10 protein-coding genes and 2 tRNA genes are annotated in these 14357 nt (G+C 40.5%); 3 read left to right on the plus strand and 9 right to left on the minus strand.

Annotated elements, in window-relative coordinates:
• Nucleotides 1-234 precede the first annotated feature (234 nt).
• From G496_RS0108025 to murA, 4 genes are all read right to left on the minus strand, one after another.
• Nucleotides 235-1455, minus strand: coding sequence for a PSP1 domain-containing protein (locus tag G496_RS0108025; RefSeq protein WP_027178832.1), 1221 nt, complete (start codon nucleotides 1453-1455; stop codon nucleotides 235-237).
• A gap of 255 nt (nucleotides 1456-1710) precedes the next feature.
• Nucleotides 1711-2121, minus strand: a complete 411-nt coding sequence (locus G496_RS0108035) for a response regulator (RefSeq protein ID WP_027178833.1) — start codon at nucleotides 2119-2121, stop codon at nucleotides 1711-1713.
• Nucleotides 2122-2253: 132 nt separating this feature from the next.
• Nucleotides 2254-4569 (minus strand): DNA internalization-related competence protein ComEC/Rec2, encoded by a 2316-nt coding sequence (locus G496_RS0108040; protein WP_245577883.1) that lies wholly within the window; start codon nucleotides 4567-4569, stop codon nucleotides 2254-2256.
• A gap of 128 nt (nucleotides 4570-4697) precedes the next feature.
• Nucleotides 4698-5948 carry a UDP-N-acetylglucosamine 1-carboxyvinyltransferase gene (gene murA, locus G496_RS0108045; protein WP_027178835.1) on the minus strand — a complete coding sequence of 417 codons (1251 nt, stop codon included), beginning with the start codon at nucleotides 5946-5948 and terminating at the stop codon, nucleotides 4698-4700.
• Between the two features lie 116 nt (nucleotides 5949-6064).
• On the opposite strand from murA, the gene G496_RS0108050 reads away from it, so the two are divergent.
• Nucleotides 6065-6140 (plus strand) — tRNA-His (locus G496_RS0108050).
• 308 nt (nucleotides 6141-6448) lie between these two features.
• Nucleotides 6449-7558, plus strand: coding sequence for a hypothetical protein (locus tag G496_RS0108060; RefSeq protein WP_027178836.1), 1110 nt, complete (start codon nucleotides 6449-6451; stop codon nucleotides 7556-7558).
• Nucleotides 7559-7642: 84 nt separating this feature from the next.
• Here the strand turns inward: G496_RS0108060 and selB are convergent, their stop codons facing one another.
• The 4 genes from selB to G496_RS0108080 form a co-directional block, all read right to left on the minus strand.
• Complete coding sequence (selB, locus tag G496_RS0108065; RefSeq protein WP_027178837.1) at nucleotides 7643-9550, minus strand: selenocysteine-specific translation elongation factor; 1908 nt, start codon at nucleotides 9548-9550, stop codon at nucleotides 7643-7645.
• A 54-nt stretch (nucleotides 9551-9604) separates the two neighbouring features.
• On the minus strand, nucleotides 9605-10984 hold the full coding sequence (locus tag G496_RS0108070; RefSeq protein ID WP_027178838.1) for an aminopeptidase: 1380 nt from the start codon (nucleotides 10982-10984) through the stop codon (nucleotides 9605-9607).
• A gap of 14 nt (nucleotides 10985-10998) precedes the next feature.
• Nucleotides 10999-12399 carry an L-seryl-tRNA(Sec) selenium transferase gene (selA, locus tag G496_RS0108075; RefSeq protein WP_027178839.1) on the minus strand — a complete coding sequence of 467 codons (1401 nt, stop codon included), beginning with the start codon at nucleotides 12397-12399 and terminating at the stop codon, nucleotides 10999-11001.
• Nucleotides 12400-12522: 123 nt separating this feature from the next.
• Nucleotides 12523-13743, minus strand: coding sequence for a bifunctional folylpolyglutamate synthase/dihydrofolate synthase (locus tag G496_RS0108080; RefSeq protein WP_027178840.1), 1221 nt, complete (start codon nucleotides 13741-13743; stop codon nucleotides 12523-12525).
• A gap of 62 nt (nucleotides 13744-13805) precedes the next feature.
• Between G496_RS0108080 and G496_RS0108085 the strand changes: the two genes are divergently transcribed.
• A tRNA-Arg gene (locus tag G496_RS0108085) sits at nucleotides 13806-13882 on the plus strand.
• Between the two features lie 232 nt (nucleotides 13883-14114).
• On the opposite strand, the gene G496_RS0108090 is transcribed toward G496_RS0108085, so the two are convergent.
• Nucleotides 14115-14357 (minus strand): transposase (locus tag G496_RS0108090; protein WP_027178841.1); only part of this gene is annotated, 243 nt, incomplete at its 5' end.

Raw genomic sequence — 14357 nt, forward strand, 5'->3', positions numbered from 1 at the left:
ACGCCATAACTGCGTGAAGTTTTTAACGGTACATGAAATAATTTTCCGACCTTGACCTTTTCAAATTGATAGTAGGCTGACCCTATATCCGACAACTCGAATATACGCAAACAGCCTTTCCAGTGGAAAAGCCCCGATAACCATTTAAATAGTACAAAATTATATTTTGCAATATTTTTAAGATAAAGGCCATCGAAGCTTTTATAGTTTATTTAAGAAATTAACTACTTAAGTTTATTTCTTTTTATTTAAAGGAGGCTTCCTACGCTTTTTGCGTCTGGAGATCCGCCCTTTATTTTTAGGTGCAGCTTTTCTATCTGTCTTTTTCTCGGAATCGTCATTAGGCCGTGCATTCTTTTTATCCTGACTACTTTCAGAAGACCCGGATTCCTGCGATTCAGACTGTCTTGGCTTGTAATTCTTTTTTCTTTTTTCGGGACGCTGACTTTGTGTATTTTTGGCTTCATTCCTAGCTACAGCATCTGCACTGCCATTTTCAGAAGAAACTTCCTGCCCTCTTAAAACATCATCTGAATCCTCGGTTTTACCACGATCACGCCCGGATTTTCTCCCTGCTGAATTTTTTGAAGGACGCTGGGGTCTAGATGATCTAGCAGGCTTAGCCTGAGGCTGAGGAACTTCTTCCCCGTCCTGCAGAAGTTGATCCGGCCATTCATCAAGGCTTATTTCGATCTCGTCACCATGCTCCGGAGCAACTGTCACAGTACCACGGAAGAAATTTGTTCTTGCAACACGAACTCTGCCATGGACTGTATTATGCTTTTTACCGATTTTAGGACTTTTCTTATGAAAATCTTCATAATTATCCTGTTCAAAGCTTAAGCAGCAAAGTAAACGACCGCAAATACCTGAAATTTTTGTTGGATTCAAAAAGAGATTCTGCTCTTTAGCCATACGAATTGTTACAGGCATAAATTTACGCATAAACCTGCGGCAACAGCAGAGCTGACCGCAGTTACCAATAGCGCCAAGCATCTGGGTTTCGTGCCGGACACCAATCTGGCGTAACTCAATTCTTGTTCTATACTCTCTGACCAAATCCTTAACCAGCTCACGAAAATCTATTCTACCGGGAGCAGTAAAATAAAATACCATTTTGCTGCGATCAAAAAAGACCTCGACATCAACAAGTTTCATGTCCAGATCCTGCTGATCTATGCATTCTCTGCAAAATCTGAATGCATCCCTCGACAAATCCTGATTTTCCTGTGCAGCCAGAACATCTTCGTCATTAGCAAGTCTATATATTGTTTTTACCGAATCTTCAGAAATTTCGGGAGGCAGATCCTGCTGGATCAAAAAGACCTTCCCCATCCCCATGCCCTGTTCGGTCTTCACTATAACATCCTGACCTTCCCTCACAACAAAAGGGCCGGAAGAGAAATAGTATATCTGACCAAAGTCATTGAATTTTACTCCTAAAACTTGTGACATCTACAAAAAACCTTATAATTAAGTGGCATTGGAAACCACCGTAAATTTTGTTTGAGAAGCTAGTACAATAGAATACTTCTCTACGAACTTCAAATCTCTTTTAAACTGAAAATACATTGAAATTATTACTTTTTATTAAAAAGCAAAAAAAATCCGCAGCAAGAGCCGCGGATTATTTCTATATCTGGCTGAAAATCTTCTGCTACATACCGGGTTCGCTTAACAACTTGCACAAAAACCATCAAAAAACAAAATTTATGACTCTTTATTTACAGAGAAACCTAAATTAACAAGTTCTTTGATCAGCTTATTTTCATCTATAGGCTTAACAAGATATGATGTTGCTTCGCCAAGGAAAAAAGCATCATGAGTTTCCTTACGGTCATCAAGCATGGTTGTTACTATTATTTTTACTTTACTCTCATCGTTCAGATCAAGATCTTTTTCTATCGCCCGAATTTCTCTTAACGCCTGCTGACCATCCATCTCCGGCATCATTAAATCCAGAAAAACAAGATCATATCTGCCGTCATTCTGAAGAGTCTTTTTAAAAGCATATACGGCTTCTTCACCATTTACGGCGATATCACACGTTGCAAAAGGCCGCATTATTTCATGCAGCATATTACGGCAATAAAAGTCATCATCAACTATAAGCGCCCTCATGAACACTCCTCCATGTTGGGTTGGCTTGTTATATCGACTACTAAAACTTCCATTTAGTAATTTTATTTCTCACTTTTATAAAAATAAATCAAGCCAATCATTATTTTTTATATAATTTAATATAGCATTCAGTTAGTACTGCTCTTTCAATGTTCCATCTGAATTAACGATGAACTCAACAGCACCACATTCCGAAGTTGTGTAAAGCCGTATCTTTTCATCCTTCAACTCTTCACGCACAGTCTCAGCAACAAAACCGAACCTATTGAACAAGCCACATGCCGCGACCGCAGCCACAGGATTAACCCGCTTATAGAATGCTGGACTGAAAGAACTTCGGCTTCCGTGATGAGGAAGTAATAACAACTTTGAACTCAGGTCTCTATCATTCTTTAATATGTTTGCAATACTTTTTTTCTCAATATCACCGGGTAAAAACACAATTCCCTGACCATTTGAAACAATACGCAACGCCAAAGAACGATTATTAGATGATCCATTATAACTCTTATCAGGATTATATACGTTAATTACAACTCCCGGTTCAACCTCAACAATATCACCTGAATGTAGAACACGTATTTTTATCTTATTAAGATTCAACGCCTTTTTTATCCTTCTACCAAGTTTGCCTGAAGGGTAATGACCGTTGAAACAAAACTCGCCAACTTTAAAATTCTCAAGAATAAAAGCCAATCCCTCACTGTGGTCATAGTCTTTATGAGATAAAATTACTTCATCAACAGCCGGAAGGGAACCATAAGTCAATACAGGGGCAACTATTGAGCGTCCAATATCAAAAGAACCGAAAGTCCCTCCACCATCAACAAGTATCTTCTTACCAGCAGGAGTCTTAACAAAAACAGATTGAGATTGTCCGGTATCAAGCACAGAAATTTTAAAATTACCGTCCGCAGAATGAATTTTATATAACGATATTCCGCATAGAATTAAAAATATACTTAAAAACAAATAAGGAAATTTTCTCTTATAACTCCACATAATTATAATAAAAAGCAAAAGGAAGTAAGCTGTAATCCCAGACCAGAAAGGACGGTAGCAACTGATTTCAGGCAGAAACCCGGCGTGGTTGGCATAATTTAACAGGCTGATGGCATGAGAAATGATATTTGCGCCAATTGAAAAAAGAAATTCACCTGCACCATGTGAAAAAAATGCAAGGAAAAGGCCGCCGAAAACACAAACAGGCATTATTATTGTTCCAAGAAGCGGAACCCAGATGAGGTTGAACAGAAAATTGGGTGTAAAAGTTCCAAAATTCCATATAATAAGCGGCAATAACAAAATGTTTGCACCGATACTTACAGCGAATACACCGCCAATAAATTTTAATGGCGCAGAGCCATAAAAATGCATTTTAGTAAATGGATAATAAAAGAATTTGAAAAAGAGAGATATGCCGAGAACTGCCAGAGCTGAAAATTGCAAACCAATATCGAAAATTGCCAGCGGAGAAACAATTACAATAGCTAGGACAGCTAGAAAAAGACCATCAAGCAACACTCTAGGTCTATCTAGAACAAGCAGAATTCCCCAGAAAAAGAACATACAGGAAGATCTCAGCAGCGACGCAGTAAATCCTCCCATCCACAAATAAAATAAAACCAGAGGAAAACATATCAGAACTGCCAGCTTCTGTCTGGGGATATAGAGGTACAGCCGGGGGAATAAATAGCCGTAAAACATGGCTATAAAACAACCTATCCCCACAACAAAGCCAATATGCAGCCCGGACAGGGCCAACGTATGAGAAAGGCCTGCACGACGAAGTAAGTCTACTGTTTGAGTATTTAGAAAGAATCTATCCCCACTTAATAAGGCAGGAAAAAATGAACCACCCTGAGTATCGGGCGAAAGAGAAATGACAAGATTATTATATGCTGTCTTTAAATCTGAGAAAAAAGATGGAGCGGGAGGAGTAAATACAGCATCTTTAAGGACTCCGTTTGTGAAGATACGATACATTCTATTCTTGGTGCGCGCATAAAACGTGTAGTCCCAGCATTCTGGATTTCTGTATCCTATAATGGGCTTAACCCTGGTATGGAGTTTAATCTGTTGCCCTTTTACAGGTCTGAACTCAGGCTTGTACCATGTCCAAACGGTTATTCCATCTAAGTGTTGATGTAAATTTTTTGAAGTTGTGCAGACGACATTATCCAACTCAATACTTAATCTTTGCCCCGGGTAGCCTCTAACAGTCTTAATTGTAGCACTTAGATCAACCTTTTTTCTCTGCTCCATCCAGCTTGTTATTTCAGGAGGACCGGAAGGAATACTGACATGGGCATAGTAAAATCCAGCAAAAAATAAAAAAGGTAAAAAAAATATAAACTTGAAACTTTTTTTTAAATTTAAAATAATTAAGGAATAAATTCCCAATAGGAAAAAAGATGGAAACAGCCATTTATTAGCAGCTATCCCCATAATAAATGCAGGAAAAACAATCTGCCAGTTAAGCAGGACGGGAACCACCGGCCTGCTTAACTGGCTGTCGTTATCAGTTAAAGATTTTTTTGAAATAATTTCACTATGTTTAGGTGACAAAATTCAGGTTATTCCTTTTCCCGCCAGATTCTAGCACCTACAGCTGATAATTTCTTTTCCAACTGCTCATAACCGCGATCAAGGTGATATATCCTCTGAATCTCAGTTCTACCCTCAGCAGCAAGACCTGCAACAACAAGAGAAGCACTGGCTCTCAGATCAGAAGCCATAACAGGTGCTCCTGTCAGCTTTTCAACACCGCGTATCATAGCTGTGCGGCCCTTTAATTTTATATTTGCTCCGAGCCTTACAAGTTCCTGAACATGCATAAAACGGTTTTCAAAAATCTTTTCTTCAATAGTTCCGGCACCGTTTGCTATACACATAAGAGTCATTAGCTGAGCCTGCATGTCAGTCGGAAATCCCGGGAAAGGCTGTGTCGTAATATCCACACCTTTTAACTGACCATGACGACGCACTATAACCCTGTCATTATCTTCATGAACCCATACACCCATTTCCCTGAGCTTATATACGACAGCATCCAGTTCCTGAAACGGGCAATCTAAAATTTCAAGTTCACTATCAGTCATTGCAGCGGCAACGAGATATGTTCCTGCTTCAATGCGATCCGGCATAACTGTGTAGTTACATCCCTTTAAAGAAGTCACTCCTTCAATTTTAATTATGCTGGTGCCCTGACCACTGATTTTTGCCCCGCATGCATTAAGAAAATTGGCAAGGTCCTCAACTTCCGGCTCACGAGCAGCATTTTCAATCACCGTATCACCATCAGCTATGGCTGCGGCCATCAGAACATTTTCAGTTCCCCCTACTGTGGGAAAATCAAAATGAATTTCAGCTCCCTTTAATTTTTTACATTTCCCATGAATATACCCTGAATCAAGATCAAAAGTAGCTCCCATCTTTTCAAAAGCTCTGAGATGTAAATCTACAGGACGGGCTCCAATTGCACATCCCCCCGGTAGAGCTACTTTTGCTTCTCCTTTAAGGGCAAGCAAAGGTCCCAGGCATAAAACTGAAGCACGCATGGTTTTTACAAGATCATACGGAGCTTCGGTTTGAATATCCCCGGCAACACTTTTTACTTTATTATCCTCAAAGGTTGTTTCACAGCCTAATATGTTCAGAAGCTTTAAAGTTGTGTGGATATCACGCAGCCTCGGAACTCTTGAGAGGTTAATGGGTCCTTCAGGAAGAATACAAGCCAGTAAGATAGGTAAAGCCGCATTTTTAGCTCCGCTGACTCTAATCTCCCCATGCAGAGGAACACCGCCTTCAATTATCAACTTATCCATTTTTTATCCTTGTTTGATGTCGTTAAAAAAATTTTTATGCTCTATTTTTAATTTTTTTTCAAAAACTTCTTGACGGTTCCCCCTCGGTTTAGTTAGACACAGCTTCGCAACACGCGGTGGGTGTAGCTCAGTTGGTAGAGCACCTGGTTGTGGCCCAGGTGGCCGAGGGTTCAAGTCCCTTCACTCACCCCAGATATAAAAATCAAGGATCGACGGAAGTCGGTCCTTTTTTTTATGCTTATCAATTAAAATATTTGAACTGCACCTGAGAAAACGCACCTGTTTTATTGTGTTAATCCAGCCAATTGACCCCACGGGCATATTTTTAAGAAGCCTCCATAAACCCACAATCTTGTATAACTGTCAGAATTCCAATCTATCCATTTTTAATTTCTTCACAAAATCACACAAGCGTAACTTTTGCTTAACCTGTCGGACAATATAAAAAGTAAAAGATATTTAATTTATTAAAAAAAATTGAATATTCTTAGGAGAACAAAATGGAAAGAAGAGATTTTTTAAAATTAGGTATATTGGCCGGGGCAACAGTTTCATCATCTCCACTATCAGCTTTTGCATCATCCAGCTTTACAAAATTTTCTTTAACAGACTGTAAAAATTTAACAAACGAAGAGCTTGCTGATAAATCAGGAGCTGTGAGTGATGCTTGGGAATACATTCAGATACAGGTAGCCGGGATTAGAAATCCTGAAATAAAAAATAAAGTAACTGAAATTATTAATAATCCAGCACCAAAATTGCTTAAAGCTGTATCTGGCAGAAAAAAAGAAGTTTATTCTGAGCTCAAACAGAATGGCTGGATCAATGTTTCTTATGATAAAATGTTCCCTGAAAACGGTTCACCCTCAAAATCATGCCAGCCATTCAGAACGGCCCCCGGAAGTGGGTATACCAGCCATCACAGTTATCCGGGAGGACTTGCAACACATACCGGACTGAATCTTAAAAGCTCATTAGCCCTTTATAGCAATTATGCCGACACATTCGGGTTTGACCTTGATAAAGATGTGATAGTGGCAGCGCAGACTCTGCATGACCTTCATAAACCATGGGTCTTCCAATGGCAGAAAGACGGATCAAGCCGCCATGAAAACTCTTTAGCCGGAACTGGTGAACATCATGTACTCGGTGTAGCGGAAAGCATTGTGCGCAGAATTCCTCCAGAAATTTGTATATCTCAGGCCTGCGCCCATAACCATCCGGGTTTCAGCAAGGATGAAGCTGACCCTGTTAAATGGCTTAAAGCAGCTTCAATAATAGCCGGTGTTGACCCTGTTGAGTATGGCCTCTTGGCAAGTGATGAAAAAACATTACCTCTGGAACGCAGCATGGAAGCATTTGTAACCCATCTTGGAGATCACGACTGGATACTTGCAGTACCTGCTGCAAAATGGATGATTCCCGCAATGGAAGAAATTGCTATGAAAGACTATGGAATGCAAAAATCAGATTTAAATACCCAAAAATTCCATATGTTCAGGAATATAGTATTCAGTCAGGCAACAATCATGGGGCTTTATCATATCATGCAGAAGAATGGTAAAGAGGCACTGCGCAGGCAGGTTCATAATATCATAATTCCTGCCTGAATTTGAGACTTTTATAAAATCTGACCCGGTATATCACAAAAGAATGTGCCGGGTCAGATAAATTTATATTCCGATATTAAAAGCTTACATTTGCTTACGTAAACGGCGTTTATCACCAACTCTGATGGTGATTTTATCTCTGTCCATATATTCCAGAAGAGGAATGGAAAATTTTCTTGAAAGCCCTACAAGTTCTTTGAAATCCTGAGGACCAAGCTCCTCATTTTCAGCAAAGTACTCTCTCAGCTTATTTTTAAGCCCTTCAATAGCAGATGAGGCTATATACATATCTTCCTTTATGCGTATCAAAGTTCCTTCATCCTGCATCAATCTGTAGACTGATGCTGCTTCTTTAAAATTGAGATCTAAAGAATCAAGCACATCTTTCAAATTAGGAGGTGTCAGCCCACCTTCTTCATAAACTACTGTAAGCTTTGACCGCAGCTTTTCTTGATCCGAAGCAAGTGAAACCCGATGGTCCGGCAGCCTTAAGAGATCATTTTCAGAGACAATCTCCTCTTTTTTAATTAAACGCTCGACTACAAAGTGCAGTAGTTTAAAAGGAACTTTTTTACCCCATGACGACGCAGCCTCATTGCGGGAGACGCCAGATTTCATAGGCTGTCCAAGATGAAATTCAGCAAGATATTTCAAAAAGCCCTGAGCAATAGAATCAAAAACTCTGCCATGCACAAATGTTCGTGAGTCCTTATCAAACAGATAGATCAGTTGACGGCCATTCAGACTCTGCAACACTTTTTCGAGAGGTTTGGAAGCAACATTGGTCATTATTCCAAGTTCAGTAAACGAAAGCCCATCAGTACCTGCAAGTTCCAGTTGAGTCTGAACCAATTCTTCCGGTTCGGCATCAATCAAAGACTCAATCTTTTGAACATCGTCAGAAAAACGTTTAATTTTCCTGCCTTGAGGATTAATTATACTGCCACCTGCAATTGTTCTGAGCGGAGAAAAAGAGCGTATAACAACCCTGTCGCCATACACTCCCGGCATAGGATGGCTGAAGCGGACCTGACAGACTGCTTTTTCACCGGGAGCTATTTTTTCACGGTCAAGAAAATACACTTTCGCCTGAACTTCACGCGAACCATGATGAAAATGAACTTCTTTACGATGTTTCAGAGGTAAAGGAGATGATACAAGGCATGTCAATTCTATATCCCAGACAGTACTTGGAAAAAGAGTCCCGGGACTTCCGAGGACATCCCCCCTGCTCAAATCTTCAACTTCAAGACCATGGAGATTCACCGCTGTACGTCTTCCGGCTGGAGCAACCTCTACACTCTCGCCATGAGATTGCAGAGACCGGATTTTTGCAGGCTTGAGATCAGGGTAAACCATAATTTCTTCACCAACTCTCAGCTGGCCGGAGACTAAGGTACCTGTAACAACTGTACCGTGACCCTTAATAGTAAAAACACGATCAATGGGCAGCCTTGCAAGATCAGTACGCCTTTTAGGGACAAAATTACTGACAAATTCTGAAAGCTTGTTCCTGAGTACGTCAAGCCCTTCACCAGTATGAGAGGAAACCGGTACGACTGGTGCATCGGCGAGAAAACTGGGAGCTAAAAAATCTTTAAGATCTTCTTTGACAAGTTCAAGCCAGTCCTCATCAACCATATCAATTTTTGTTAGTGCGATGATACCTTTTTCGATACCGAGCAATGTACATATTTCAAGATGTTCCCGAGTCTGCGGCATAACACCTTCATCCGCAGCAATAACCAGCAGGACAAAGTCTATACCCGCTGCCCCGGCAACCATATTCTTGACAAATTTTTCATGTCCCGGGACATCAATGATACTAAGTCCCGTCTCGCTTCCAAGATCAAGATTGGCAAAACCCAGTTCAATAGTGATACCACGCTTTTTCTCTTCCGCAAGACGGTCGCAGTCTGTTCCTGTAAGTGCTTTTATCAGGCTTGTTTTACCATGATCAATATGTCCGGCTGTGCCCATTACTACAGGCATATAATCTCCATAAAAAATCCGGGGAACAAAAAGTTCCCCGGATTACTTAACTAATTAATTACGCAAAAAAGCCCTGAAAGCTTGATAAGTTGCATATACATCCACTTTACTGGTCAGTTCGAATGGACTGTGCATACCAATGACAGGTGTTCCGAAGTCGATAATATCCATTCCATAAACCGCCAGAAATTTAGCTACGGTACCGCCGCCACCAAGGTCGACTTTACCAAGTTCGGCCATCTGCCACGGAACCCCGGCTTCAGCAAGAATACCACGCAGCCAGCCAACATACTCAGGATGGGCATCATTTGCACCTACTTTGCCTCTATGCCCTGTAAATTTGCAAAAGCATGGTCCGTATCCGAAGTAAGCTGAGTTCAGCTTTTCATGAACATCCTGATAATCAGGATCTACAGCTGCATGAACATCAGTAGACAGAGCCTTACCTTTCATGAGGACATGAGAAAGCTTAACATCAGGTTCCCAGGCATCTATAAGATCCTGCAATGTATATTCAAAGAAAAGTGATTTAGCACCTGTTGAACCCTCTGAACCAATTTCTTCCTTATCATAAAAAAGGACAATCTGTGTATATTCAGGCTCAGGTTCTGAGAGCATAGCCTGCAGAGCAAGAAAAACGCAGACGCGGTCATCCTGACCATAAGCACCTATAATTGACTTATCGAGCCCGACATAGCGTGCAGGACCAGCAGGAACAATATACATTTCCGAACTAAAGAGATCCTCTTCAACAATCCCATATTTTTCATTCAGAATTTCAAGAATCTTTGTTTTTACACTCGGATCAACATCATCACCGGAATCATCCTCAGACTCTGAAAGGCTATGCCCCATAATAATATTAAGTTTTTCAGCTTCAAACGCATCACTGAGCTTTTTATCAGCCTGTTTGTAAGCAAGGTGTGGGAGCAGGTCACCTATGGTCAGTACTGGATCACTGTCCTTTTCACCAATTACGATGCTAATTTTTTTACCCTCTTTAGTTACCACAACCCCATGAAGTGAGAGCGGACGGGCCAGCCACTGATATTTGCGAATTCCACCATAATAATGGGTTTTGGCCATTCCTATACCGACTTCCTCATACAATGGATGTTGCTTCAAATCTAAACGAGGAGCATCAGCATGAGCACCAACAAGTCTAAAGCCTTCTGCAAGGGGACGTTTTCCCTTCCGTGCTATAAAAATAGTTTTATCTCTGAAAACCTTATAGCAGGCACTTGAATCAAGGTTGTCACTAAAACCGGCATCTTCCACAGCTTTACGGACATATTCCACTGTTTCACGCTCAGTTTTACATTTAGTCAAAAAGTCAAGATAACGATCAGCAAGACCATTCATTTCGCTCTTATGGTCAGGGCTGCTATAAATTTTCCAACAACTTTCCGCTTTGTGCTCAAGTTTCTTATTCATAATTTTTCCTTAAATTAAAGGCGCAGAGCCTGTTTTATTGAATTTGCAACAACTTTATATTCACATTCAGCAAGAGTACGAGGATCAAGGCAAAAAAGACCATCTTCAATCCTGCCTACCAAAGGCGAATCAACTGAAAGCAGTCTGTCACGAAGGTCATCGACATGTATGCTGTTTAAAGGCTTTACACATACTAGCGTTGTAGAAAGATCCTGTTCCGGGAAAGCTCCGCCGCCAACTCTTGATACTCCGTCAAGAGTGCTGAGCTCTACAGAATCCCCTAAAACTTTTTTAAGTATTATCAAAAGATCTTTAGCTCTCTCCTGTAAAGAAGCTGGAGTCTCCTTGATCATTCTTAGAGTGGGAATATGTTTTTCTGCTGCCCGCGGATCAAGATAAAGCCTCAAAGTAGCTTCCAAAGCAGCAAGAGTCATTTTATCAATCCGCAAAGCCCTGTTCATTGGATTTTTCTTAATACGGTCAAGGTATTCTTTCCTTCCTACAATAATACCAGCCTGAGGACCTCCAAGGACCTTATCACCTGAAAATGAAACTATATCGACTCCTTCAGCGATAATTTCCTGCACGGTCGGTTCACGAAGCAGGCCAAGACCATCAAAATTAGTTAAATTGCCACTTCCAAGATCTTCATAAACAGGCAGCCCATACTCAAGGCCCAATTTTCTAAGCTCACCTCCGGAGACTTCTTTGGTAAACCCGATGACCCTGAAATTTGAAGTATGAACTTTCATCAGCAATGCGGTGTTTTCATTAACAGCACGCTGATAGTCATAAAGGTGTGTTCTATTTGTAGCTCCAACTTCATGAAGAACTGCTCCGCTTTTCTCCATAACATCCGGTATACGGAAAGAACCTCCGATCTCAACCAATTGTCCACGGGAGACCACTACTTCTTTACCGGATGCCAGAGTATCGAGAACAATCATAACAGCCGCAGCATTATTGTTCACAACCAGAGCTGATTCAGCCCCTGTTATATCACACAATATTTTCTCTACATGGCTGTATCTGCTGCCTCGCTCACCTTTAGATAAATCAAATTCAAGATTTGAATATCTTGAGCACGCTTCATATACAGCCCTGCTGGCAGATTCAGATAAAAGAGATCTACCCAGATTAGTATGCAAAACAACACCTGTTGCGTTCAAAACTCTACGAAAATGCGGGCGGGTCGAAGCCTTGAGGTGACAGATCATTCTCGGAGCAAGAGCTTCAAGATTTAACTTTTTTTCGTCATCTATGATTCCGTTTATGATTTCTTCACGGCAGACATCGAAAAAAATATTAATCTGTTCTCTCAACAGAGTTCTCGGTACACCTGCAAAAATCTCTTTTTTATCAATCCAGTTAAGTGCTGCATCAACAGAGGGTAAGAATCTGAACAAATTGGTCAAGAGCTTCTCCGAATTTATAAAATAACATTAGAAATTAATGCATTAAGTCTTTTAAAGATATCAGTAAATCCTAAATTTTTATAAGTTCTAAAGGCTACGAAAGAAAATTTCTTTCTAAAAAATTCAGCCATTTAGATGAACTGGATAAATTGTATAAAAACCGGATAATAAAAACAAGGAACCACAGACAAGAACTCTTTTAGAATTCGAAGGCAAAAGTTCAAGTGCTACTTTAATGTTTTTGGCCGAAACAGCATTTCCGCCAAGCTCTGCGGCCAGTTTATCATGTGGGAAGGCTCTCAGGTTATCAGGGATTCCAGTACAGATTATCAGGCCTTTGGTAAGAGATTTTAGAATAGGCTTTATCTCTCTAAGATCTTTATCTTTCATACATCCAAAAATAATATGATCAGGAACAATATCAAAAGACTTAATCACTGACTCAAGAGCACGAAAAGCATGTATATTATGTGCACCATCAAGAAACATCTCCATCCCGGAATCCATAACAATCTTTTGAAATCTACCCGGAATAAAAGCTTCTTCAAGGCCGGCCCTGACTTTATCTTTATTTAAATCCCAATTAAATTTTTCACAAAAATATTTCCATGCGCTGCATGACAGTCCGGCATTGCTACGCTGATGTGCTCCCATAAGCTTGGGATGTGCTCCCTCAGGATAGTCTCTGTCATCCGGGAAATTAAGCTCAGCGCCAATATCATGTGCTGTTTTATCCAAGACACATTGAGCTTCATTCTCCTGAAAAGCTGTAATACACATCCCACCTGATCGCATGGCACCGGCTTTATCAGTGGCTATAGCTGTTAAAGTTTTACCGAGTACATTTTCATGGTCCATTCCTATAGGAGTAAAAACAGTAACATCAGGATTTATTATATTTGTAGCATCATAGAGACCTCCTAAACCGGCTTCCATGACCGCCACATCGACTCCTTTTTTTTGAAAAAGGACAAAAGCCATACAAGTTAAAAACTCAAAATATGTCAGCCCGCAATCAGGAGCAATTTCGTCAACAAGATTTGCAGCGCAAACCCAATCATCTTCTGATAACATCTCGCCTTGAATTTTAATCCTTTCGCGCGGAGAAATAAAATGAGGGGAAGTGTAAAGTCCGGTCTTATACCCGTGTGCGACACTGATTGATGAAATATAGGAAGAAGTGGAGCCCTTTCCATTGGTTCCCACAACATGAATAGTTTTAAAACTTCCTGCTCCACCCCATAAGGCAACAAATTTACGAACTCGATCCAGAGTTAAATCCATGTGGAACATACCAAGTTCGTTCAAATAATCAGTTAGTTGAAAATAATTTAAAAATCTCAATGAATTTCACCAAATTTTACTTGACGTCACGCTAAAGGTTATTTAAACAAATCATCTCTTGAGCGGCAGTAGCTCAGTAGGATAGAGCAACGGCCTTCTAAGCCGTCGGTCGAGGGTTCGAATCCTTCCTGCCGCACCATGATAATTATAAGGACTTATGATCATCTGATCGTAAGTCCTTTTCTTTTATATTCCAGCAGTTGAAATAAAAATTTCTCGGGTCTACACCAAACAAAGGGGCGCAAGCCCGATTGACCAAATTTCCAACTGTTGATTCTAATATCTACTACCCGCACAAAATCCGGGTCTACACCAAACAAAGGGGCGCAAGCCCGATTGACCAAATTTCCAACTGTTGATTCTAATATCTACTACCCGCACAAAATCCGCACACGCAGCCGATAATTTTCAAAATTTCTAAACCCGTATGCCCGCCTCTGGATGAGCTTCATTTTGCGATGAAATCCTTCGGTTGTTCCGTTGTTTTTGCTGTAGCGAAACATTCGGGCCACTTCCTCTTTCCAGCTGTTCAGAGTTCTGCCAAGCGTTCGAAGCGGAGTAAAAGGACTCTGCTGAAGTTGATTGATTTTATCAAGCAATTCGAAAATATATTT

Source organism: Maridesulfovibrio bastinii DSM 16055 (assembly GCF_000429985.1).
GTDB classification, from domain to species: Bacteria; Desulfobacterota; Desulfovibrionia; order Desulfovibrionales; family Desulfovibrionaceae; genus Maridesulfovibrio; species Maridesulfovibrio bastinii.

Bases quoted from the DNA above. Each gene is read 5' to 3' on its own strand.
- G496_RS0108025 (WP_027178832.1), bottom strand. From the start codon at position 1,455: ATGTCACAAGTTTTAGGAGTAAAATTCAATGACTTTGGTCAGATATAC.
- G496_RS0108035 (WP_027178833.1), bottom strand. From the start codon at position 2,121: ATGAGGGCGCTTATAGTTGATGATGACTTTTATTGCCGTAATATGCTG.
- G496_RS0108040 (WP_245577883.1), bottom strand. From the start codon at position 4,569: ATGGGGATAGCTGCTAATAAATGGCTGTTTCCATCTTTTTTCCTATTG.
- murA (WP_027178835.1), bottom strand. From the start codon at position 5,948: ATGGATAAGTTGATAATTGAAGGCGGTGTTCCTCTGCATGGGGAGATT.
- G496_RS0108060 (WP_027178836.1), top strand. From the start codon at position 6,449: ATGGAAAGAAGAGATTTTTTAAAATTAGGTATATTGGCCGGGGCAACA.
- selB (WP_027178837.1), bottom strand. From the start codon at position 9,550: ATGCCTGTAGTAATGGGCACAGCCGGACATATTGATCATGGTAAAACA.
- G496_RS0108070 (WP_027178838.1), bottom strand. From the start codon at position 10,984: ATGAATAAGAAACTTGAGCACAAAGCGGAAAGTTGTTGGAAAATTTAT.